The following is a 21,828-nucleotide window of genomic DNA, read 5'->3' as shown; positions in this document are numbered from 1 at the left end:
ACCGGCCGGGACCTTCAGGTAGCCCAGGTCACGGGCGATTCCCATGTTGCGGACCATCGAGCGGCCGACGAAGGCGACCCGGCGGCCGTACTCGTGGGCGGCGTCGAGGATCTGCTGGATGCGGTGCACGTGGCTGGCGAACGACGCCACGATGATCCGCTTCTGGGCGCCGGCGAAGACCCCGCGGATGGCGGTGGAGATGTCGCGCTCGGGCGGGACGAAGCCCGGGACCTCGGCGTTCGTGGAGTCGGAGAGAAGGAGGTCGATGCCCTCTTCGCTCAGACGCGCGAAGGCGTGCAGGTCGGTCAGGCGCTTGTCCAGCGGGAGCTGGTCCATCTTGAAGTCGCCGGTGGCGACGACCATGCCGGCACCGGTGCGGATGGCCACGGCCAGGGCGTCCGGGATGGAGTGGTTGACCGCGATGAACTCGCAGTCGAAGGGGCCGAGGGCCTCGCGCTCGCCTTCCTTCACCTCAAGGGTGTAGGGGCGGATACGGTGCTCCTGGAGCTTCGCCTCGATGAGGGCCAGCGTCAGCTTGGAGCCGATCAGCGGGATGTCCGCCTTCTCCCGCAGGAGGTAGGGGACGGCGCCGATGTGGTCCTCGTGGCCGTGCGTGAGGACGATGCCGTCGATGTCGTCGAGGCGGTCCCGGATGGACGTGAAGTCCGGCAGGATCAGGTCGATGCCCGGCTGCTCCTCCTCGGGGAAGAGGACGCCGCAGTCGACGATCAGCAGTCGGCCGTCGTACTCGAAGACGGTCATGTTGCGGCCGATCTCGCCGAGACCACCCAGGGGGGTGACTCTGAGGCCGCCCTTGGGCAGCTTCGGCGGCGGACCGAGTTCCGGATGCGGATGGCTCAAAAGTGTCTCCTCACCACGCACGCCACGTACCCCGGAAGGCACGTGGCGCGCATGTCATTCGTGCACTTGCTGTTGTCAGTTCTGTATGTGGTTGTTCGTTCGTATTCAGTTGTGAAGTCTGTTGTCAGAGCTGTACCCCGCCGGCGGCAAGATCGATCTTGAGCTGGGCCGTCTCTTCGGCGGTCAGCTCGATCAGCGGGAGCCGCAGCGGGCCTGCGGGCAGGCCCTGCAGGTTCAGTGCGCCCTTGGTGGTCATCACACCCTGCGTGCGGAACATGCCGGTGAAGATCGGGAGCAGCTTCTGGTGGATCTCGGTCGCCTTCTGGACGTCTCCGCCCAGGTGGGCCTCCAGCATGGCGCGCAGTTCGGGGGTGACCACGTGGCTGACCACGGAGACGAATCCGGCCGCGCCGATCGACAGGAGCGGCAGGTTCAGCATGTCGTCGCCCGAGTACCAGGCCAGGCCGCTCTGCGCGATGGCCCAGCTTGCGCGGCCGAGGTCGCCCTTGGCGTCCTTGTTGGCAACGATACGGGGGTGCTCGGCCAGCCGGACCAGGGTTTCGGTGTCGATCGGGACACCGCTGCGGCCGGGGATGTCGTAGAGCATGACCGGCAGCCCGGTGGCGTCGGCGATCGCCGTGAAGTGCCGGAAGAGGCCTTCCTGCGGGGGCTTGCTGTAGTACGGGGTGACGGCGAGCAGGCCGTGTGCGCCCGTGCGCTCGGCCTGGCGGGCCAGCTCCAGGGTGTGGCGGGTGTCGTTGGTACCGATGCCGGCGACCACGTGGGCGCGGTCTCCGACGGCTTCGAGTACGGCTCGTACGAGGTCGTTTTTCTCCGCGTCGGTGGTGGTCGGCGACTCGCCGGTGGTGCCGTTGATGATCAGGCCGTCGTTGCCTGCGTCCACCAGGTGGACGGCGAGCTGCTGCGCGCCGTCGAGGTCGAGTACGCCATCCGCCGTGAACGGCGTGATCATGGCGGTGAGGACCCGCCCGAAGGGGGTCTGCGGAGTCGAGATCGGAGCCATGGGTAACACGCTACTCGCTGCCATGCTCGCGGTGTCCCCTCGGGGGACGTCAACGGGGTGTTGGACGCCGGCACTGCCTGCTCGGGGGTTCAAGCAGTGCCGGGTCCGTTTGATCAGCCTAGATGAAGTTTACGAAACGTCGCAATACGGACACTTAGGACTTGGCGCCGTACACCTGTACGCCGCGGGTGTACCGGCCCTTACGGGGCAACGCGACCGTTGCCGTTGTAGGCCGCGTACGTCAGCGGCATGAGCTTCGCCCAGTGCTGCTCCATCCTCTCGCCGACCATCTCGATCTCCCGCTGCGGGAAGGACGGGACCGCCGCGAGCTCGTGCTGCGTGCGCAGACCGAGGAAGTGCATCAGCGAGCGCGCGTTGCAGGTGGCGTACATCGACGAGAAGAGACCGACCGGCAGGACCGAACGGGCCACCTCCCGGGCCACGCCCGCGGCGAGCATCTCGCGGTAGGCCTCGTAGGCCTGTACGTAGGAGTCCTCCATGACGCGGCCGGTCAGTTCCTGCTGCGCCTGGGTGCCCTCGACGAAGACGTACTTGCCGGGGCGGCCCTCCTGGACCAGCTTGCGCTCGGCGTCCGGGACGTAGAAGACCGGTTCGAGCTCCCTGTAGCGGCCCGACTCCTCGTTGTACGACCAGCCCACGCGGTGGCGCATGAACTCGCGGAAGACGAAGATCGGGGCGCTGATGAAGAAGGTCATCGAGTTGTGCTCGAACGGGCTGCCGTGACGGTCCCGCATCAGGTAGTTGATGAGGCCCTTGGAGCGCTCCGGGTCCTTCTGCAGCTCCTCCAGCGACTGCTCGCCGGCCGTGGAGACGCGAGCGGCCCACAGTACGTCGGAGTCGGCGGCGGAGTGCTTCACCAGCTCCACCGTCACGTCGCTGCGGAAGCTGGGTTTCAGATCTGAAGCGGCGGTTTCGCTCACCGGGGGTCCTTCCAAACGTGCGTCCTGGGGCGCGCCCACTCTACGGCGCCCCTCGTCCGGCCTGCGCGGACGCACGCGGCGCGCGGGGTCGGCGCAGGGTGCGCGCGGGGTGCGCGCGGGGCGTCCCGCAGCTGACGTACAGCCATGAATCTTTCCTAATGTCCCGAAATCCGGCACCGATTGACGGCCCCGAACGTCCTACCTAGGAGAAGCCACAGCCCTCCACCCCGAGGAGATTCACTCTGATGTTCCTCCGGCGCGAACCCGTCCCGTTCGCTTTCGTCTCCGAGGCCGACCGTTTCCGAAGCAACGTCACCCCGCCGCCGCGCGAGCGTCTGGGCAGGACCCAGTTGGTCGCCCGTACTCTGGTCGGACTGACCGTGGTCGCGGGCCTGGCCGGCTCACTGCTCCTCGGCATGCCCGCACTGCAGCCGAGCAAGGCACCGGAGAAGTCGCAGCAGTCGGAGGCGTCCCAGGGGCGGTAGCCTCACGGGCACAGCCCAACCGAACGTGCATGTGAGTGAGGTCCAGCCGTGCCCCTGCCCTTCCTGACGGCCGACGGCGTATCCGATGCGGACGACGACGGCGACGAGATCCTGGCCCATGCCGACCAGGACCGCTGGCGTCGGCCCTACCGGCCCGGCCCCTGGCGCGTGGGCATCGGTGCGCTGCTGCTCCTGCTGTCGGCCTTCATGCTGCTGGCCACGATGATCGTCGCCTTCGCGGGCGGCTGGGGCGGAGCCCTCGTCTGCCTGATCGCGGCCCTCGCGGTCGTCGGATCGGCCGTGCAGACCCTGCGCGTCGGCGTGTGGGTGAGCCCCGCGGGGCTGCGCCGGGTGGGGTTCTTCGTGACCCGCACCACCGCCTGGAGCGAGATCGGCGAGCTCCGTACGGTGCAGCAGCCGGTGCGCTGGCTCGGGCTGCCGAGGACCGTTCAGGGGCAGGCGCTGACGATGTCCGCGCAGGCCGGTGCCGAGGCGCCGGTGCTGCTGACCGACCACAACGCCGACTTCCTGTCGCGGACCGAGGCGTTCGACCGGGCCGCCGACACGGTGGGCGCCTGGGCCGACGAGTACCGGCCCGTGGCCGCCTGACCGGCGCGGACCGTCCTGGAAGCCCGTACGGGGATCAGACCCGTGCGGGCTTCCTGTCGTGCAGGGCGATCGCCCGCTGCATCGCCTTGCGCGCCCGCGGGGTGTCCCGGGCGTCGTGGTAGGCGACGGCGAGCCGGAACCAGCTGCGCCAGTCCCCCGGCGCGTCCTCGGTCTCGGCCTTGCGGCGCGCGAAGACCTCGTCGGCGGAGTCCCGCAGGATCCGCCCGTACGTGTCCCGCTCCAGCTCGTCCACGGGCAGCCCGCCCTCGGCCTCCAGTTCGGTCGCGAGGAGGTTGGCCCGCGCGACGAACCGGGTGTTCTGCCAGAGGAACCAGACACCGATGACCGGCAGGATCAGCACGGCCACACCGAAGGTGACGGTGAGCCAGGTGCCGTGCTGGATGAGCATCAGGCCCCGGCTGCCGACCAGGACGAAGTAGACCACCAGGACGGCGGCCGTGATGAAGTACGTGATCTTCGCGCGCATCGTGAAATCAGTCCGGTCAGCCCAGGTCGAGGAAGTGTTCCAGGCCGAAGGTGAGGCCCGGGGTCTGCGCCACTCGGCGCACGCCGAGCAGGATGCCCGGCATGAAGCTGCTGTGGTGCAGGGAATCGTGACGGATGGTCAGGGTCTCGCCCTCGCCGCCGAGGAGCACCTCCTGGTGGGCCAGCAGGCCGCGCAGGCGGACGGCGTGCACCGGGACGCCGTCGACGTCCGCGCCGCGCGCCCCGTCGAGGGCGGTGGCGGTGGCGTCCGGCTGGGCGCCGAGGCCCGCCTCTGCGCGGGCGGCCGCGATGAGCTGCGCCGTACGGGTGGCCGTGCCGGAGGGGGCGTCGACCTTGTTGGGGTGGTGCAGCTCGACGACCTCGACGGACTCGAAGTAGCGGGCGGCCTGGGCGGCGAACTTCATGGTGAGGACGGCACCGATGGAGAAGTTCGGGGCGATGAGCACACCGGTCTCCGGCGAACCGTCGAGCCAGGTGCCCAGCTGCGCGAGGCGGTCCTCGGTCCAGCCGGTGGTACCGACCACTCCGTGGATGCCGTGGCGGACGAGGAAGTCCAGGTTCCCCATCACCGATGCAGGGGTGGTCAGCTCGACCGCGACCTGGGCGCCGGCTTCGGCCAGCGTCTCCAGCTTGTCGCCGCGGCCGAGCGCCGCGACCAGTTCCATGTCCTCGGCGGCCTCGACCGCCTTGACGGCCTCGGCGCCGATCCGGCCCTGGGCTCCGAGGACTGCCACGCGCAGCTTGCTCATGTTGCTTCCTTACTTGCCGTACGGAACTAGGCGACCGCTTCGTCGAGACGGGCGGCCTGCTTCTCCTTCAGCGGGCCGATCACCGCGAGCGAGGGCCGCTGGTCCAGTACATCCTGTGCGACCGAGCGGACGTCGTCCGGGGTCACGGCGGAGATACGGGCCAGCATGTCGTCGACCGACATCTGGTCGCCCCAGCACAGCTCGCTCTTGCCGATGCGGTTCATGATCGCGCCGGTGTCCTCCAGGCCGAGGACGGTGGATCCGGAGAGCTGGCCGACGGCCCGCTTGATCTCGTCGTCCCCGAGGCCCTCGGTGGCGACCTTGTCGAGCTCGTCGCGGCAGATCCGGAGCACGTCGTGCACCTGGCTGGGGCGGCAGCCCGCGTACACGCCGAAGAGCCCGGTGTCGGCGAAGCCCGAGGTGTACGAGTACACGCTGTAGGCGAGGCCGCGCTTCTCCCGGACCTCCTGGAAGAGGCGCGAGGACATGCCGCCGCCGAGGGCGGTGTTCAGCACGCCCAGCGCCCAGCGGCGCTCGTCGGTACGGGCGAGGCCGGGCATGCCGAGGACCACGTGAGCCTGCTCGGTCCTGCGGTTCACCAGGTCGACGCGGCCGGCGGTGCGGATGCGCTTGGTGCCGGTGCGCGGGCCGATCGGCTCGGCGTCGCTGCGGGTCAGTGCGCCGGCCTTCTCGAAGGCGGCGCGCACCTGGCGTACGACCTTGTTGTGGTCGACGTTGCCGGCGGCGGCCACGACCAGGTGCGTCGGGTCGTAGTGCTTCTTGTAGAAGCGGCGGATCCGGTCGGCGCCGAGGGCGTTGATCGTGTCGACGGTGCCGAGGACCGGGCGCCCCAGGGGGGTGTCCCCGTACATGGTCTGCGCGAACAGGTCGTGCACCATGTCGCCCGGGTCGTCCTCGGTCATCGCGATCTCTTCGAGGATGACGCCCCGCTCGGCGTCGACGTCCTCCTCGCGGATCAGCGAGCCGGTGAGCATGTCGCAGACCACGTCGATGGCCAGCGGCAGGTCGGTGTCGAGCACCCGGGCGTAGTAGCAGGTGTACTCCTTCGCCGTGAAGGCGTTCATCTCGCCGCCGACCGCGTCGATCGCGGAGGAGATGTCGAGGGCGCTGCGCTTGTGGGTGCCCTTGAAGAGGAGGTGCTCCAGGTAGTGCGTGGCGCCGTTCAGCGTGGGCGTCTCGTCACGGGAGCCGACGTGTGCCCAGATGCCGAAGGTGGCGGAGCGGACGGAGGGCAGCGTCTCGGTGACGATGCGCAGTCCGCCGGGCAGGACCGTGCGCCGGACGGTGCCGATGCCGTTGCTGCCCTTGAGGAGGGTTTGGGTACGGGCGACGGCCCGCCCCTCCGAAGAGGGGCGGGCCGTCACACGGGAACTACGCGACATCACTTGTCGGAGTCGTCCTTGTCAGCGTCGTCACCGGCGGCCTCGCCGTCGATCACGGGGATCAGGGAGAGCTTGCCGCGCTGGTCGATCTCGGCGATCTCCACCTGGACCTTGGTGCCGACCGCGAGCACGTCCTCGACGTTCTCCACGCGCTTGCCACCGGCGAGCTTGCGGATCTGCGAGATGTGCAGCAGGCCGTCCTTGCCGGGCATCAGGGAGACGAAGGCACCGAAGGTGGTGGTCTTGACGACCGTACCCAGGTAGCGCTCGCCGACCTCCGGCATGGTCGGGTTGGCGATCGAGTTGATCGTGGCGCGGGCGGCCTCGGCGGCCGGGCCGTCGGCGGCACCGATGTAGATGGTGCCGTCGTCCTCGATCGTGATCTCGGCGCCGGTGTCCTCCTGGATCTGGTTGATCATCTTGCCCTTGGGGCCGATGACCTCACCGATCTTGTCCACCGGGATCTTGACGGTGATGATCCGCGGGGCGAACGGGGACATCGCGTCGGGCGTGTCGATCGCTTCCATCATCACGTCGAGGATGTGGAGGCGGGCGTCGCGGGCCTGCTTGAGGGCGGCGGCCAGGACGGAGGCCGGGATGCCGTCGAGCTTGGTGTCCAGCTGGAGCGCGGTGACGAACTCCTTGGTGCCGGCGACCTTGAAGTCCATGTCGCCGAAGGCGTCCTCCGCACCGAGGATGTCGGTGAGGGCGACGTAGTGGGTCTTGCCGTCGATCTCCTGGGAGATCAGGCCCATGGCGATACCGGCGACGGGGGCCTTGAGGGGCACACCGGCGTTCAGCAGCGACATGGTGGAGGCGCAGACCGAGCCCATGGACGTCGAACCGTTGGAGCCGAGGGCCTCGGACACCTGACGGATCGCGTAGGGGAACTCCTCGCGGGTCGGGAGGACGGGCACGATCGCGCGCTCGGCGAGCGCGCCGTGGCCGATCTCGCGGCGCTTCGGCGAACCGACGCGGCCGGTCTCACCGACGGAGTACGGCGGGAAGTTGTAGTTGTGCATGTAGCGCTTGCGGGTCACCGGGGAGAGGGTGTCCAGCTGCTGCTCCATGCGGAGCATGTTGAGGGTGGTGACGCCCAGGATCTGGGTCTCGCCACGCTCGAACAGCGCCGAGCCGTGCACGCGCGGGATGGCCTCGACCTCGGCGGCGAGGGTACGGATGTCCGTGAGCCCGCGGCCGTCGATGCGGACCTTGTCCTTGATGACGCGCTCGCGGACCAGGGCCTTGGTCAGGCTGCGGTAGGCGGCGGAGATCTCCTTCTCGCGGCCCTCGAAGGCCGGGAGGAGCTTCTCGGCGGCGATCTCCTTGACGCGGTCCAGCTCGGCCTCGCGGTCCTGCTTGCCCGCGATGGTCAGCGCCTGGGAGAGGTCGCCCTTGACGGCGGCCGCGAGGGCCTCGTACACGTCGTCCTGGTAGTCCAGGAAGACCGGGAACTCGCCCTCGGGCTTCGCGGCCTTGGCGGCGAGGTCGGACTGGGCCTTGCAGAGGACCTTGATGAAGGGCTTCGCGGCGTCGAGGCCGGAGGCCACGATCTCCTCGGTCGGCGCCTCGGCGCCGCCCTTGACGAGGGCGATGGTCTTCTCGGTGGCCTCGGCCTCGACCATCATGATCGCGACGTCGCCGTCCTCCAGGACGCGGCCCGCGACGACCATGTCGAAGACGGCGTCCTCAAGCTCGGTGTGCGTCGGGAACGCCACCCACTGGCCGCGGATCAGCGCGACGCGAACGCCGCCGATCGGGCCGGAGAAGGGCAGGCCGGCCAGCTGGGTGGACGCGGACGCGGCGTTGATCGCGACGACGTCGTACAGGTGGTCGGGGTTGAGCGCCATGACGGTGGCGACGACCTGGATCTCGTTGCGCAGGCCCTTCTTGAAGGACGGGCGCAGCGGGCGGTCGATCAGGCGGCAGGTGAGGATCGCGTCCTCGGAGGGGCGGCCCTCACGGCGGAAGAAGGAGCCGGGGATCTTGCCGGCCGCGTACTGCCGCTCCTCGACGTCCACCGTCAGGGGGAAGAAGTCGAGCTGGTCCTTGGGCTTCTTCGACGCGGTGGTGGCGGACAGCACCATCGTGTCGTCGTCCAGGTAGGCAACGGCGGAGCCGGCGGCCTGGCGGGCCAGACGGCCCGTCTCGAAGCGGATGGTGCGGGTGCCGAAGGAACCGTTGTCAATGACGGCCTCGGCGTAGTGGGTCTCGTTCTCCACTAGCGTTTTCTCCATTTTCGTCGTCTCCGTCCGCCGCCCGTGTGGCGGTGGACGGTTGCGGAGAAGCGCTCCTGGCGTGCGGGCCGGTCTTCGATCGAAGCATCCGGTTCGTTGCCCCCTGGGGGCATTCCGGCTGCCACTACCGAGGACCGGCGGCGTGGGAGGGCGCTCCTCCTCTTCAGTTGTGCGCGTTTTCCTCGGACGCGCACGCGTGCGTCCGTTCCAGACTACAAAGGGTCCGGTCCTGTCCGCACGTACAGCAAAGGGAGCGGCCCCCTGATGCGGGAACCGCTCCCTTCACGGCGTCTTACTTGGCGCCGGCCGCACCGCGGCGGATGCCGAGGCGCTCGACCAGCGTACGGAAGCGCTGGATGTCCTTCTTGGCCAGGTACTGCAGCAGGCGGCGACGCTGGCCGACCAGGATCAGCAGACCACGACGGGAGTGGTGGTCGTGCTTGTGCGTCTTGAGGTGCTCGGTCAGGTCCGAGATGCGGCGGGAGAGCATCGCGACCTGGACCTCGGGGGAGCCGGTGTCGCCCTCCTTGGCACCGAACTCGGTGATGATCTGCTTCTTCGTAGCGGCGTCGAGCGGCACGCGTACTCCTCGTTTTAGGTCTTCGTTGCCACCGAGTGCCCCAGGTCTGAGTCTCTGGGGAGCTTCCGTTACTCGGGAGGCGGGGTCCGCTGAGCGCAGTCCACAGACCCTTGGGATCAGGATCCGGGGGACGCGTACACAAACGGCCGTCACACAGCGTACCAGGCTGCCGGGACGCGACGTCTCAGCTGGTGAGAGCGCGGGCCCGGGAGTAGACGTCCAGCACGGCCAGGGCAAGGGGCACCAGGCTGAGCAGGACCGCCGCCTCGGTGAGGTCGAGCAGCCTTCCCCAGAAGGGTGACAGGCCCTTGCGGGGGATGACAAGCGCAATTCCCGCGAGGAGGGCCGCGCCTGCGGCGACGGCGGCGGTCAGCCAGATCGTACGGAGGTCCAGGCCGCTGCTGTCGTGCTTCAGCAGGAGGGCTTCGAGCAGGTCGGTCGGCGGGTGCAGGGCCATGCCGAGGATCAGCAGGGCGATGGCGGCGAGGCCGGCGGTCAGGGCGCAGACCACCTGGGAGGTGTAGCGGAAGAGGCGGGCGCGCAGCAGCATGGCGAGGCCGGTGGCGAGCGCCAGCAGGCGGCCCCAGGTGTTCTCGGAGAAGCCGAGGACGGCGGCGGCGCCGACGGCGACCGCGGCGCAGCCGCCGACCAGGCCGAGCAGCATCTCGTGGCCGCGGCGGGCCTGGGCGGCGATGGCCTCGGCGTCGAGCGGGGCGGAGCCCGGCTCGTGCTGGTCGGAGCCGCTCTGGTCACCGTACGGCTCGGAGTCGTAGCGGTCCGGGGTCACCGCGTAGTCGACGTACTCGTCGACCGCGCTCTGCGGTGCGCTGTAGCCGATGGGCAGGCGGGCGAAGCGGGCGGAGAGGCCGGGGAGGAAGGCGACGAGGCCGATGGCGACGGGGGCGCAGACGGCGGCGGTGTAGGTGGCGGAGGCCTCGGTGGCGATGGCCACGAAGGTGGCGAGGGTGCCGGTGGCGGCGACGAAGGTGGCCGCGACGAAGGGGGCGTCGCCACTGGGGGTGAGCGCGACCAGGGCGACGGAGGCGATCAGGGCGCAGACGCAGCCGAGCAGGAACTGCAGGCGCCCGGGGCCCTGGCCGACGGCCGGGGCGATGATCCCGGAGCCGGCGATCATCAGGTGCGGGAGGGCGCTGAGGCCGAGCGCGACGGCGGAGAGCCGGTCGCGGTAGACGCGGGCGCGCACCCCGGCGACGGCGGTGAGCAGGACGCCGACGGCGCCCGCGATGATCCCGGGCAGGCCGTGCATGTCGTGGCGCAGCGGGTCGGCGTACCAGAGGACGAAGCCCAGCATGACGAACAGCACGGCGGCACCGGCCAGGCCCGCGCCGCGCAGCATGTCGTCGCTCCAGCGGTGCCGGTCGCGGACGACGGCGGAGGCGACGGCGTCGGACACGTCGTCGAAGACGGCGGGCGGCAGGGACTCGGCGAAGGGGCGCAGGCTCAGCACCTCGCCGTCGAGGACCTGCTGGGCGGCGAGGGTCCGGGAGCCGTCGAGGACGGTGCCGGAGCGGCGTACGAGGTGGAAGCCGGTCGGGGCGCCCACCGGCTGGGTCTGGCCGGTGAGGCGCAGCAGCTCGGGGTAGACGTCGGCGACGGCGATGTCCTCGGGGAGGGCGACGTCGATGCGGCTGTCCGGGGCCACGACGGTGACCCTGCAGAAACCCGTCGCTGCGGCCGTACTCACCTGTGTGACCCCCCTGGTTGGCGCTCGCACCGGCGGACGATTCGCGGATGCGCATAGTGCGCGCGCCACCCTACCGGGCTTATGACCGACTGTCGGCAAGTAGGATCACCGTCGCGTGGGGGAGACCCCCTTCGCGCCCGGGACTTGGGGGCGCCGGTTGCGACGTCCCGTCCGTTTTCGAGGGATTGATGCTCCGGTGAGCCAGATCGTCGTCAAACGCCCGCCGCGGTCCCTGCCGCCCGAGGTTCCCGAGGAGGAGCTGCGGCTGGAAGCTCCGCCCGAACTTCCGCGCGGGCAGCAGGAGAGCATGCTGATGCAGCTCCTGCCGATGCTCGGCATGGGCTCTTCCGTCGTCTTCTTCTTCATGCCGGGCGCGGCCCCCTTCATGCGCATCATGGGTGTGCTGATGCTGGTGTCGACGGTGGCGATGGTCGTGGCCCAGTTGGTGCGCCACCGGCGCGGTACGCAGGGGCAAATGGCCGATGTGCGCCGGGACTACCTGAAGTACCTCGCGCAGACGCGTCGTCAGGTACGGCGGACGGCGCGGGCGCAGCGCGACGCGCAGCTGTATCTGCACCCGGCCCCCGAGCAGTTGTGGTCGGTGGTGGCGGAGGGCTCCCGGCTGTGGGAGCGGCGGGTCGGCGACCAGGACTTCGGGCAGGCCCGGCTCGGGCTGGGCGCGCAGCGTCTGGCGACCCCGCTGGTGGCGCCGGACACCGCGCCGGTGGACGAGCTGGAGCCGCTGACCGCGGGCGCGATGCAGCGGTTCCTGAGGGTGCACTCCTCGCTGGACGGGCTGCCGATGGCGTTGTCGATCCGCGCCTTCTACCACGTGACGGTGTCCGGGGAGCCGGAGTCCGCGCGCAGTACCGCGCGGGCGATGGTGGCGCAGCTGGCGACGCTGCACTCCCCCGAGGACCTGATGGTGGCCGTGGTGGCGGCGCCGGGTGCGGTGCCCTCGTGGGACTGGACGAAGTGGCTGCCGCACACCCAGGTTCCGGGTCAGGTCGACGGGGCCGGTACGAAGCGGCTGTTCGGCGACGACCTCGTCGAGCTGGAGGGGCTGCTGGGCTCGCGGCTCGACGGCCGGCCGCGGTTCAGCCGCGAGGTGTCCCCGGTGCTGGACCAGCCGCACCTGGTGGTCGTGCTGGACGGCGGCATGGTGCCGCCGGACTCGGTGTTCGCCGCGGCCGAGGGGCTGCAGGGCGTGACCATAGTCGAGGTGGTCGCGGGCGAGCTGGACGAGCAGCGCGGCGGGCTGTCGGTCGTGGTGCGGCCGGGCCGGCTGCGCCTGGAGTCGGGTGCGGGGGTCGCGTACGAGGGCGTGCCGGACACGCTGTCGCTGCCCGCGGCTGAGGCGCTGGCCCGGCAGCTGGCGCCGATGCGCACGGGCGGCGGGGACGACGACGAGCCGCTGCTGGCCAATCTGGACTTCACCGATCTGCTGAACCTGGGCGACGCGGCCGCGGTCGACGTCGCGCGGACCTGGCGGCCGAGGTCGGCCGGTGAGCGGCTGCGCGTACCGATCGGTGTCGGCGAGGACGGCGCCCCGGTCATGCTGGACCTGAAGGAGGCCGCGCAGGAGGGCATGGGTCCGCACGGTCTGTGCGTGGGCGCGACCGGTTCCGGCAAGTCGGAGCTGCTGCGCACGCTGGTGCTGGGCCTGGCGGTCACGCACACCTCGGAGACCCTGAACTTCGTACTCGCCGACTTCAAGGGTGGTGCGACCTTCACGGGCATGGGGCAGATGCCGCACGTCGCGGCGGTCATCACCAACCTCGCGGACGACCTCACGCTCGTGGACCGCATGGGCGACTCGATCCGCGGTGAGCTGCAGCGCCGTCAGGAGCTGCTGCGTTCGGCGGGCAACTACGCGAACATCCACGACTACGAGAAGGCCCGCGCGGCGGGTGCCCCGCTGGAGCCGCTGGCGTCGCTGGTGCTGGTCATCGACGAGTTCAGCGAGCTGCTGACGGCGAAGCCGGACTTCATCGACATGTTCATCCAGATCGGCCGCATCGGCCGTTCGCTGGGTGTGCACCTGCTGCTGGCCTCGCAGCGCCTGGAGGAGGGCAAACTGCGCGGTCTGGACACGTACCTGTCGTACCGGATCGGTCTGCGGACCTTCTCGGCGGCGGAGTCGCGGACCGCGATCGGTGTGCCGGACGCGTATCACCTGCCGTCGGTGCCCGGTTCGGGTTATCTGAAGTTCGGTACGGACGAGATGACCCGCTTCAAGGCGGCGTACGTCTCGGGCACCTACCGCTCGGGCGGGCCGGACCTGTCGGTGGGGCAGTTCCCGGTGGAGCGGCGGCCCGCGCTGTTCACGGCGACCCCGGTGCCGGTCGTGTACGCGGCTCCGGACCCGGCGTATCTGGCCGCGCAGTCGACGCGGGAGGACGACGCGCTCGCCGACACGGTGCTGGACGTGATCGTGGGCCGGCTGGAGGGCCAGGGGGTGCCGGCGCACCAGGTGTGGCTGCCGCCGCTGGACCAGGCCCCGCCGCTGGACCAGCTGCTGCCGGCGCTGTCGCCGAGCGCGGAGCGCGGTCTGCACGCCGACGGGTACACGCGGCCCGGCGGTCTCGTCGTCCCGCTCGGCCTCATCGACAAGCCGTTCGAGCAGCGGCGCGAGGTGCTGTACCGGGACTTCTCGGGTGCGGCGGGCCACATGATGGTGGTCGGCGGTCCGCAGTCGGGCAAGTCGACGCTGATGCGGACGCTGATCGCCTCGTTCGCGCTCACCCACACCCCGCGCGAGGTGCAGTTCTACGGGCTGGACTTCGGCGGTGGCAGCCTGTCGGCGGTCGCCGAGCTGCCGCACGTGGGCGGGATCGCCTCGCGCCTGGACCCGGAGCGGGTCCGGCGTACGGTCGCGGAGGTCGGGGGCATCCTCAACCGCCGTGAGGAGTTCTTCCGCGCGAACAACATCGACTCGATCGGCACCTACCGGCGCCGGCGGGCGTCGGGCGACCTGCCGCACGAGCCGTTCGGCGACGTGTTCCTGATCGTCGACGGCTGGGGCAACTTCCGCGGCGAGTACGAGGGCCTGGACGAGGTCGTCACGGACATCGCCGCCCGTGGTCTGGGCTACGGCATCCACGTGGTGATCACCGCGGCGCGGTACATGGAGGTCCGGGCCGCGCTCAAGGACCAGATGCTGGGCCGGCTGGAGCTGCGGCTCGGCGACACCATGGACTCCGAGTTCGACCGGAAGGTCGCGGCGAACGTCCCCCAGGGCATGCCGGGTCGCGGTCAGGTGCCCGAGAAGCTGCATTTCCTGGGGGCGCTCCCCCGGATCGACGGCTCCCACGACGCGGGGACCCTGTCGGAGGCGACGACGGCGTTCGTGGACGCCGTGAAGCAGAACTGGACGGGGCAGGCGGCTCCGGGCGTACGGCTGCTGCCGCGGCTGCTCCACTCGGACCAGCTGCCCAAGGGCGGCGAGTTCCCCTCCCGCGGCATCGCGATCGGCATCGACGAGACGGCTCTGGAGCCGGTGTTCATCGACTTCGACACCGACCCCTTCCTCCTCGTCTTCGGTGAGAGCGAGTCCGGCAAGACGAACCTGCTGCGGCTCATCGCCAAGCAGATCTCCGAGCGGTACACCCCGGACCAGGCGCGCCTGGTCGTGGGCGACTACCGGCGGAGCCTGCTCGGGGCACTGCCGGAGGAGCACCTGCTGGAGTACGCGCCGATGGCGAGCTCCCTGCAGATGCACATGGAGGCGCTGGGCGGGGTGTTCTCGCGGCGGCAGCCGCCGACCGACGTCACTCCGCAGCAGCTGCGCGACCGCAGCTGGTGGACGGGCCCGGACGTCTTCATCATCATCGACGACTTCGACCTGGTGGCGACGAGCCAGGGCAACCCGCTGGCGCCGCTGGTGGAGTACCTGCCGTTCGCCCGGGACACGGGTGTGCGCTTCATCATCGCGCGCAGCTCGGCGGGCGCCTCGCGCTCGATGTACGAGTCGTTCATGCAGAGGATCAAGGAGCTGGGCGCGCAGGGCATCGTCCTGTCCGGCGATCCGGCCGAGGGCGACCTGGTCGGTACGGTGCGGCCGCGGCCGATGCCGCCGGGCCGGGCCTACTTCGCCTCGCGCAGGCGGGGGACGTCCCTGGTGCAGATCGGCCGGATGCCGGACACCGTGTGAGTGCCCGCCCGGTGGCCGGCCGCGGGGCCGGCCACCGGGGGCCGTAGGGAAACCCACGGCATAGGGCAGCGGGCGTGAGGCCTGGGCCATGGGGCCTGGGCATGGGGTATCGGGCGGAAAACCGTCCCGGCCGGCGGTGCAGCCCCGATAATCGGCGGGGAAGACCGCACCACCGAGGGAAGGGCCGCTCATGGGCACCCAGCAGGAGAAGGACGAGCTGTACGCGCTCGACATCAGCGCTGTGGAGTGGGAGGGGCCGCCCGGAACCAGCCCGGACGAGGAGCGGGTCGAGATCGCCCGGCTTCCGGAAGGAGCGGTCGCCATGCGCTCCTCGCTGGACCGGGAGACGGTGCTGCGCTACACGGCCGCCGAGTGGGAGGCCTTCGTACTCGGTGCCAGGGACGGCGAGTTCGACCTGGACCGCCACGAGCCCTGAGCGGGCCCGGGAAACGCCGAAGGGGCGCGCCCGCACCGGGCGCGCCCCTTCGGCGTCACGGGACCGGGGTCCCTGCCGGACTCAGTACGCCTCGGTGAAGAGGGTCGAGGCCCGCTTGTCGGTGGCGCGGTAGTCGTCCTTGCCGCGCTCGATGAGCTTGGCGACCTTCTCCAGCTCCGTCTGCATCGTGCTGGCCTTGGACTTGTACTTGCCCTGGAGGGTGACGTACTCGCGGTGCGCCTCACCGTCCCAGGTGTCGGTGACGACCTTCAGGGCCTGTTCCATCTGCTCCAGGTCCTTGATGATGTTCCCGGAGACGATCCGGATGCGGTCCGCCATCTGCTGGACGGACTCATACCGGACCCGGGTACCGTCGTTCGCCGTCATGCTCTTCTCCTTCTCGCTGTGACCGACTGGAAAGCGGCGTGCTGTCAGACGCTCTCGAGGCCCGACCGGGGGCCGCCGCCGGACTGCACCGCCTGGATGCCGCTCTTGAACGCGGCACGCACCTCGTCGTCCTGCGCGTTGGTGAGGTTCTTCGTCTCCGCCACCGCGTGGTGCAGGACGCCGAGCAGCCGGCGGATCTCGTCGTGGCTGTCGTTCAGGACCGTCTGGGCGGAGACGAAGCCCGAGGCGCCCACACCGGTCCAGCCTGCGCTCACGGTGGCGATGATGTCGGCCAGCTCGCGGGCCTGCTTGGTGACGGCGCTGCCCGTCTCGTGGATCTTGTTCTTCGCCTGGACGACCGGATCGTCTGCAAGTCCGAAGGTGTTCGTGCTCATCGAAGCTCCTCACTTCTCAATTCGCCGGCAGAACCGGCGGATTGCGCAGCGGAGCGGACGTGCCTGGCGCGGTCGTGAGCCACGCGCCCCGGGCCTTCCCCCTCCGCTTCACGCGATCCCCCGATCACACTCGTGAAGCCTGGTGTCACTCTAGCCAGTTCATCCCACCGGCCCAACACCAGTTGGGCCGTTCCGTAGATGAACTGTGACCGTTCACTGCAAACGGCGCCCACGCCTGCGGGAGTCCCGGACGACCGTCGCCGTTCCGGCGATGACGGCGATCAGGACCGCACCGATGCCGAGAGCGTACGTGCCGTACCGCTCCTCGCGCTCCTGGGCCGTCTCGGTGAGCCGCATCGGCGCCGCCTCCGGGGCGGCCGCCGGGGGCGGGCCGGGGTCGGGGACCGGGGCGGTCGGCGCCTGCTGGTCGTGGGAGAGCGCGCGCACCGGGTCGATGACGCCCCAACCCACCCAGTCGTCCCGGCCGTTGACCGCGCGCTCGGCGGTGTTCTGGATCTGCCAGACGATCTGCTGTGCGGACCAGTCGGCGTGCTTGGCGCGCAGCAGGGCGGCGACTCCGGCGACGTAGGGCGCCGAGAAGCTGGTGCCGTTGTCGATGCACTGGCCGAAGCCGGGGACGGTGGAGACCATGTCGACGCCGGGGGCCGCCACCCCGATGAAGTCACCGGGCTGGGAGAACTGGGCCCGCTCGTTGTTGCGGTCCGAGGCTCCCACGGCGAGGACGCCCGGGAAGGCCGCAGGGTAGGTCTTGCGCTTCTGGCCGCTCATGCCGTCGTTGCCCGCCGAGGCCACCACCACGATGTTGGCGGCGAGGGCCTTCTGGACCGACTTGCCGAGCTCGGAGTCGGCGGTCAGCTGCGCGTCGGTGTCCTGGGAGATGTTGATCACCTGGGCGCCCTTGGCCACGGCGTGGTCGATGGCCTGGCTCAGGTTCAGCGCGTTGCCCTTGCCCTGTCCGTCGTTCTGCCGGATCGGGATGATCGTGGAATCCGGGGCCAGACCGACGAAGCCGGTGCCCTGCTGGGGGCGGGCCGCGATCAGCCCGGCGACCTTGGTGCCGTGGCCGACGGTGTCGGCCGTGCCGTCACCGCCCTTGGGGTCGACGAAGTCCTTGCCGGCTCCGGTGTCGATGGCCGCGCTGAGCTGCGGGTTCGCCCGGTCCACCCCGGTGTCGATGACCGCGACGCGGACGCTGTTGCCGCTCTTGTCCTTGCCCTTGGTCTGCGCCCAGAGCTCGTCGAGCAGCAGCCGCTGCAGGGCCCAGGGCCGGTCCTCGATCTGTTTCTTCATCGGGAAGGTGCACTCCCCCGCGCCGTCGACGCGCAGCGCGTACGGGGCCTGCGGCGCGGGGGCTCCGTCGGCGGCGGCAGCCGTGCCCGTGCCACCCGAGGCCAGGGTGAGGGCGAAGGCCGCGGCCAGGAGGGTCCGCCGGGGCGCGTGGGTGTGGGTCATCGGCGGCTTCCTCACGAACCCTGGGGCTGACGGGCGGAGTTGGTGTCCAGCCGGGGCCCCTTGGAGAGGAACTCCGACCAGGCGATGGGCACCATGGCCGGGCTGACGCCGCCGTAGCCGAGCCGGACCTGCGCCTGGCTCGCCTCGGGGCGGCCGTCCGCGCCGGTCTTCGACTGGTCGGGGGCGCCGATCTTCGACTGCTCGGAGTCGCTGTCGCCGTTGGCCTGGACGGCGTACCTCAGGCCGGTGTCGGTGACCAGGAAGAGGGAGCCTCCGGCCGTGGTCTGCTTGCCCTGGACCTGGGTGTAGAGCAGACCCGAGCCGGGCGTGACGTACGCACTGGTGCCACTGGCGGTGATGTCGACCGGGAAGCCGGTACCGGCCCACGTGCTCAGGGTCTGGTTCCCCTGGCCGTCGACCGAGCGCAGGACACTGCAGACCGTGTCGCGGTTGTTGGCCCCGCTGGTCTGGGTGCCGGCGGGCGGCGTCGTCTGGTTGATCCGTTCGGTCTTCTTCTGGGGCCACTTGACGTCGGCCGCGAACGGGGCGGCGTCCGGGTTGATCGACTGGAGGTCGACCTCGCGGGGCTTGCCGTGCATGTTGAGGCCGTCGGTCGCGGGAGCCGAGATCAGCAGCCAGGCGACGAAGTCGGAGACCGGTGCGACCTTCCCGGGCAGCACCACGTAATGCTGTGCTCCGGAGCCGGTCTGCGCCTTGAGCACCATCCCGACCTTGTTGTCGGCGGTGCCCAGGCCCTTCACCCCGGCGTCGGTGGCGGCCTTGCCGGGCAGCGGCGGGAAGGACAGGTCGTCACCGGAGTTGAGGGTTCCCAGCCATTCCGGACTGACGAGCTGCGGGGTGGCGCCGGTGCCGACGAGCGCGTTGGTCATCGTCCCGGCCGCCGGGGTGCCCTCCGGGAACTTGTACTTCGTCCCGGCCGCGTCGACCAGGTAGCGCTCCTGGCCCGCGGCCGTGCTCTGCACGTACAGCGCCTGGGTGTCGGTGAGTCTGCGGGCGTCGTCCGTCTTGGCCGCCTCCCGGTCGGCCAGTACGAACGTGGCGGTCTGCACACCGCGGCCGTTGCCGCCCGGCTGCTGGCAGACGGCCCAGCGCTTGGCCTTGCCCGCCTCCTCCTTGGAGGGCAGCCGGTCCGGGGCGTACTGGATGCCGATGATGGGGCCGCGCGGCGGGTTGCCCGCGTCGAGGACCTTGTCCTCGACCTGGATCACCTTGAACTTCGACGGATCCAGCAGGAGTCGGGCGGAGGCGAGGTTCAGGACCGGGTGCAGCCGGGTCTGGTCCTTGCCGCCCACCTTCGTCGTCAGGACCACGTAGCGCGTCGTCGATTCCTTGCCGACGATGACCCTGGCCCCCGGTTCCGCCCAGCCCTTGGGGGCCGTCGGCTTGAACATGCCCCAGGCGCCGAAGCCGGCGAGCACGAGCGCACCGACGATCAGCCCCGGGAGGACGGCGCGCAACGGGCGCGGCGCGCCTTCCTCGGTGCCCGTGGCGGATGGCTGGAGGAACGCGGCCACCGTGCGCCGCTTCGCAAAGGTGTACGCGTTGAGCTCATCACGTCGTGATGCCATGACCGCCTGCTTCTCCCCGCACGGCCCGGCCGGTGAGTACGGTCCCCGGGCCTCGATTGTCGGACCGGGCACCTACTATGCCTCTTGACGGACGGTATGAAGGGGCCGGGTAGGGTGAGGCTGCCGCCCAGCCCCCTCCGCACCGGGTCAAACAGGGCTTGTTGGGGTGGATTGGGGAGATTCCGGGGTCGCGCGGCAGGTGCCGTGCAGCGCCGGGACTCATGGGGTCCGGCCCCGGAAAGGGGAAGTGCGCGAGTGATGGCCACCGCGACGGAGCAACAGACCGGGGCGCCCGCACCGGCACGCGCCGGGGTGACGCCGCATCCGAAGTCGAGCCCCGGCCGCTTCGGTCCGTTCCGACTGCAACAGCTCGTGCTGCTCCAAGTCGCGGCAGCGGCCCTGCTCGTGGCCTGGGTGGTCGAACCGCTGCTGCTGGTTCCCACCGGCGTACTGGCGCTCGTCCTGGTGGTGCTCGCGGTCGTACGCCGCCACCAGCGCTCCCTGCCGGAATGGATCGGCGGCGCGCTCGCCCTGCGTACGCGCCGGCGCCGGGCCGCGTCGTTCACCGTGCCCGCGGGCACCGAGCCGGGACTGGCCCCGCTGGTCGAGGCCGATCCGGCGCTGCGCACCCTCACCTTCAGCGACCGCGACCGCCGTCCGGTCGGGATGGTCGGCGACGGGACCTTCCTGACCGCGGTCGTCCAGGTGGACACGGACGCCACCGCGCTGCGGCCCGACCGGGCGGCGCGGCCGCTGCCGCTGGCCGTCGTCCGGGACATCCTCGAAGTGGACGGCATCCGGCTGGAGTCCGCACAGCTCGTGCAGCACACCCAGCCGGCGCCGGCCCCGCACCTGCCCGCGCAGTCGATGGCCACCCGCAACTACGCACCGCTGCAGGCCCGGACGGGTACTCCGGCGGTCCGGCTGACGTGGATCGCCCTCAAGCTCGACCCGGAGCTGTGCCCGGAGGCGGTCACCGCGCGCGGCGGCGGGCTGGCCGGCGCGCAGCGCTGTCTGGTGCGTGCGGCGGACCAGTTGGCGAGCCGGCTGGCCGGGGCCGGGTTCACGGCCACCGTGCTGACCGAGCAGGAGCTGACGGCCGCGCTGGCCACTTCCTCGTGCGCGAACCCGATGGCGATCACCCAGGCCGGGCGGTCGAGCAGCACCGGCCGGCGGACCGAGGAGACCTCGCGGACCTGGCGCTGCGACGACCGGCGGCACACGACGTACTGGATAGGCCGCTGGCCGCAGCTGGGCGGCGCGGGCGCGGCGCTGCCGCAGTTCGTGGCGCTCCTCACCTCGCTGCCCGCGCTCGCGACGAACTTCAGTCTGACGATGTCCCCGGCGGAGCGACAGGGCGTCACCTTGACCGGACACGTACGGGTGACGGGGCGCAGTGACGAGGAACTGGTCGCGGCACGGCGCGAGTTGGAGCGGACGGCACGGGGCGTGAAGACGGGGCTGGTCCGGCTCGACCGTGAACAGGTACCGGGGCTGCTGGCTTCGCTGCCGCTGGGAGGGGCTCGATGAGGGGCGGATTCGGGCTGGTCGGCCCGCGTCGGGAGCGGCACATGGTGCCCGCGGCGGACCTCGATCTGCTGGCGCTGCCCGTCGGCGACGACGGGGTCGTCATCGGCGTGGACGCCGAGGGCCGGTCGGCCGTGCTCGGCATCAACCGGCCCACGCCGTACGAGGTGACGCTGATCGGCGGCCTGTGGACGGCCCAGGTGCTGGCGCTGCGCGCCGCTGCCACGGGTGCGCGCGTGGCGGTGGAGACCGGGCGCGGGCAGGTGTGGTCCGGGCTGGCCCAGGCGGCGGGCGGCGGACAGCAGTGCGTGACCCTGCACGAGGTGGGCCGGATTCCGCCGCAGGGCGCCTCGGCGGGCAGTCCGGTGCTGGTGGTCCGCGACTGCGGGATGCGGCCGCCGCGCGGGCGCGTGGTGGCCGGGCCGTGGCAGTCGGTGCTGACCCTGCTGCCCTACCTGAGCCCGACGGCACCGCGTCTGCTCCAGCAGTCGTCCCTGGTGGGGGTGCAGCGGGTGTCCCCGGACGAGGCGGACCAGATCGGCCGTCTGATGCGGCTGCCGAGGCAGGCGGTGGAGTCCCTGCCGACCCTGGGCGACGGGGTGACCCTGTGGTGCACGCCGCGGGACCGCCAGTTCGTGATGACGCAGGGGACGGACGCGGAGACAGGCCTGCTGGGCGGGGCCCGCCGCATCGACTGACCCGGCTCCCCGAGGCGGGCGGACAGTGGCGTCGGGGCGCGATTAGGGTGGGTCCGGGCGCGGCGAGGT

19 protein-coding genes (1 of these 19 cut by a window edge) are annotated in these 21,828 nt (G+C 70.9%); 6 read left to right on the top strand and 13 right to left on the bottom strand.

Features of this window, described 5'->3' with window-relative positions; genetic code table 11:
• The 3 genes from DEJ51_RS24655 to thyX form a co-directional block, all read right to left on the bottom strand.
• On the bottom strand, window positions 1-861 hold the 5' portion of the coding sequence (locus tag DEJ51_RS24655; RefSeq protein WP_150259809.1) for a ribonuclease J. It extends 825 nt beyond the left edge of the window; the window shows 861 of its 1,686 coding nt (coding positions 1-861); the start codon lies at window positions 859-861; its stop codon lies off the left edge, out of view.
• Window positions 862-985: 124 nt separating this feature from the next.
• Window positions 986-1,885, bottom strand: a complete 900-nt coding sequence (dapA, locus tag DEJ51_RS24650) for a 4-hydroxy-tetrahydrodipicolinate synthase (RefSeq protein WP_150259808.1) — start codon at window positions 1,883-1,885, stop codon at window positions 986-988.
• Window positions 1,886-2,085: 200 nt separating this feature from the next.
• On the bottom strand, window positions 2,086-2,826 hold the full coding sequence (gene thyX / locus DEJ51_RS24645; protein WP_150259807.1) for an FAD-dependent thymidylate synthase: 741 nt from the start codon (window positions 2,824-2,826) through the stop codon (window positions 2,086-2,088).
• A 245-nt stretch (window positions 2,827-3,071) separates the two neighbouring features.
• Between thyX and DEJ51_RS24640 the strand changes: the two genes are divergently transcribed.
• Together DEJ51_RS24640 and DEJ51_RS24635 are read left to right on the top strand one after the other, a co-directional pair.
• A complete protein-coding gene (locus DEJ51_RS24640; RefSeq protein WP_030718745.1) occupies window positions 3,072-3,311 on the top strand; it encodes a hypothetical protein in 240 nt (79 codons plus the stop codon).
• Between the two features lie 48 nt (window positions 3,312-3,359).
• Window positions 3,360-3,920, top strand: a complete 561-nt coding sequence (locus tag DEJ51_RS24635; protein ID WP_150259806.1) for a hypothetical protein — start codon at window positions 3,360-3,362, stop codon at window positions 3,918-3,920.
• A gap of 34 nt (window positions 3,921-3,954) precedes the next feature.
• Here the strand turns inward: DEJ51_RS24635 and DEJ51_RS24630 are convergent, their stop codons facing one another.
• The 6 genes from DEJ51_RS24630 to eccD form a co-directional block, all read right to left on the bottom strand.
• On the bottom strand, window positions 3,955-4,407 hold the full coding sequence (locus tag DEJ51_RS24630) for a hypothetical protein (protein WP_150259805.1): 453 nt from the start codon (window positions 4,405-4,407) through the stop codon (window positions 3,955-3,957).
• A gap of 16 nt (window positions 4,408-4,423) precedes the next feature.
• The gene (gene dapB, locus DEJ51_RS24625) at window positions 4,424-5,176 is read right to left on the bottom strand and encodes a 4-hydroxy-tetrahydrodipicolinate reductase (RefSeq protein ID WP_150259804.1); all 753 of its coding nucleotides are present in this window, start codon (window positions 5,174-5,176) and stop codon (window positions 4,424-4,426) included.
• A gap of 26 nt (window positions 5,177-5,202) precedes the next feature.
• Window positions 5,203-6,582, bottom strand: a complete 1,380-nt coding sequence (locus DEJ51_RS24620) for a M16 family metallopeptidase (RefSeq protein WP_150259803.1) — start codon at window positions 6,580-6,582, stop codon at window positions 5,203-5,205.
• On the bottom strand, window positions 6,579-8,801 hold the full coding sequence (locus DEJ51_RS24615; protein WP_150262120.1) for a polyribonucleotide nucleotidyltransferase: 2,223 nt from the start codon (window positions 8,799-8,801) through the stop codon (window positions 6,579-6,581). The genes DEJ51_RS24620 and DEJ51_RS24615 overlap by 4 nt, the downstream gene beginning before the upstream one ends.
• A gap of 307 nt (window positions 8,802-9,108) precedes the next feature.
• Window positions 9,109-9,396, bottom strand: a complete 288-nt coding sequence (gene rpsO / locus DEJ51_RS24610; RefSeq protein ID WP_030011220.1) for a 30S ribosomal protein S15 — start codon at window positions 9,394-9,396, stop codon at window positions 9,109-9,111.
• Window positions 9,397-9,580: 184 nt separating this feature from the next.
• Window positions 9,581-11,101: a type VII secretion integral membrane protein EccD gene (eccD, locus tag DEJ51_RS24605; RefSeq protein ID WP_150259802.1), complete on the bottom strand. Its 1,521-nt coding sequence runs from the start codon at window positions 11,099-11,101 to the stop codon at window positions 9,581-9,583.
• A gap of 196 nt (window positions 11,102-11,297) precedes the next feature.
• Between eccD and eccCa the strand changes: the two genes are divergently transcribed.
• A complete protein-coding gene (eccCa, locus tag DEJ51_RS24600; protein ID WP_150259801.1) occupies window positions 11,298-15,254 on the top strand; it encodes a type VII secretion protein EccCa in 3,957 nt (1,318 codons plus the stop codon).
• A gap of 190 nt (window positions 15,255-15,444) precedes the next feature.
• Window positions 15,445-15,690 (top strand): DUF397 domain-containing protein, encoded by a 246-nt coding sequence (locus DEJ51_RS24595; RefSeq protein ID WP_150259800.1) that lies wholly within the window; start codon window positions 15,445-15,447, stop codon window positions 15,688-15,690.
• An 81-nt stretch (window positions 15,691-15,771) separates the two neighbouring features.
• Here DEJ51_RS24595 and DEJ51_RS24590 read toward each other — a convergent pair whose 3' ends face one another.
• The 4 genes from DEJ51_RS24590 to eccB all read right to left on the bottom strand — a co-directional run bounded on the left by DEJ51_RS24590 (window position 15,772) and on the right by eccB (window position 19,534).
• A complete protein-coding gene (locus DEJ51_RS24590; protein ID WP_150259799.1) occupies window positions 15,772-16,077 on the bottom strand; it encodes a WXG100 family type VII secretion target in 306 nt (101 codons plus the stop codon).
• A 44-nt stretch (window positions 16,078-16,121) separates the two neighbouring features.
• On the bottom strand, window positions 16,122-16,472 hold the full coding sequence (locus DEJ51_RS24585) for a hypothetical protein (RefSeq protein WP_150259798.1): 351 nt from the start codon (window positions 16,470-16,472) through the stop codon (window positions 16,122-16,124).
• A gap of 213 nt (window positions 16,473-16,685) precedes the next feature.
• A complete protein-coding gene (gene mycP, locus DEJ51_RS24580; RefSeq protein ID WP_150259797.1) occupies window positions 16,686-17,945 on the bottom strand; it encodes a type VII secretion-associated serine protease mycosin in 1,260 nt (419 codons plus the stop codon).
• Between the two features lie 11 nt (window positions 17,946-17,956).
• Window positions 17,957-19,534: a type VII secretion protein EccB gene (gene eccB / locus DEJ51_RS24575; protein ID WP_150259796.1), complete on the bottom strand. Its 1,578-nt coding sequence runs from the start codon at window positions 19,532-19,534 to the stop codon at window positions 17,957-17,959.
• Window positions 19,535-19,792: 258 nt separating this feature from the next.
• Here eccB and eccE point away from each other — a divergent pair, with 258 nt between their 5' ends.
• Entirely contained in the window at window positions 19,793-21,064 is a 1,272-nt protein-coding gene (eccE, locus tag DEJ51_RS24570; protein ID WP_223835948.1) for a type VII secretion protein EccE, read from the top strand.
• Window positions 21,061-21,759, top strand: coding sequence for a hypothetical protein (locus tag DEJ51_RS24565; protein ID WP_150259794.1), 699 nt, complete (start codon window positions 21,061-21,063; stop codon window positions 21,757-21,759). Before eccE ends, DEJ51_RS24565 begins: the two co-directional genes overlap by 4 nt.
• The last annotated feature ends 69 nt before the right edge of the window (window positions 21,760-21,828 follow it).

Origin of the sequence: Streptomyces venezuelae, assembly GCF_008642275.1 — a bacterium.
GTDB lineage: Bacteria > Actinomycetota > Actinomycetes > Streptomycetales > Streptomycetaceae > Streptomyces > Streptomyces venezuelae_E.
This window is presented reverse-complemented; position numbering and strand designations above follow the sequence as displayed.

Excerpts from the sequence above, each read along its gene's own strand:
- dapA (WP_150259808.1), bottom strand. The coding sequence starts at position 1,885 with ATGGCTCCGATCTCGACTCCGCAGACCCCCTTCGGGCGGGTCCTCACC.
- DEJ51_RS24640 (WP_030718745.1), top strand. The coding sequence starts at position 3,072 with ATGTTCCTCCGGCGCGAACCCGTCCCGTTCGCTTTCGTCTCCGAGGCC.
- DEJ51_RS24630 (WP_150259805.1), bottom strand. The coding sequence starts at position 4,407 with ATGCGCGCGAAGATCACGTACTTCATCACGGCCGCCGTCCTGGTGGTC.
- dapB (WP_150259804.1), bottom strand. The coding sequence starts at position 5,176 with ATGAGCAAGCTGCGCGTGGCAGTCCTCGGAGCCCAGGGCCGGATCGGC.
- DEJ51_RS24595 (WP_150259800.1), top strand. The coding sequence starts at position 15,445 with ATGGGCACCCAGCAGGAGAAGGACGAGCTGTACGCGCTCGACATCAGC.
- DEJ51_RS24590 (WP_150259799.1), bottom strand. The coding sequence starts at position 16,077 with ATGACGGCGAACGACGGTACCCGGGTCCGGTATGAGTCCGTCCAGCAG.
- DEJ51_RS24585 (WP_150259798.1), bottom strand. The coding sequence starts at position 16,472 with ATGAGCACGAACACCTTCGGACTTGCAGACGATCCGGTCGTCCAGGCG.
- mycP (WP_150259797.1), bottom strand. The coding sequence starts at position 17,945 with ATGACCCACACCCACGCGCCCCGGCGGACCCTCCTGGCCGCGGCCTTC.
- eccB (WP_150259796.1), bottom strand. The coding sequence starts at position 19,534 with ATGGCATCACGACGTGATGAGCTCAACGCGTACACCTTTGCGAAGCGG.
- eccE (WP_223835948.1), top strand. The coding sequence starts at position 19,793 with ATGGCCACCGCGACGGAGCAACAGACCGGGGCGCCCGCACCGGCACGC.
- DEJ51_RS24565 (WP_150259794.1), top strand. The coding sequence starts at position 21,061 with ATGAGGGGCGGATTCGGGCTGGTCGGCCCGCGTCGGGAGCGGCACATG.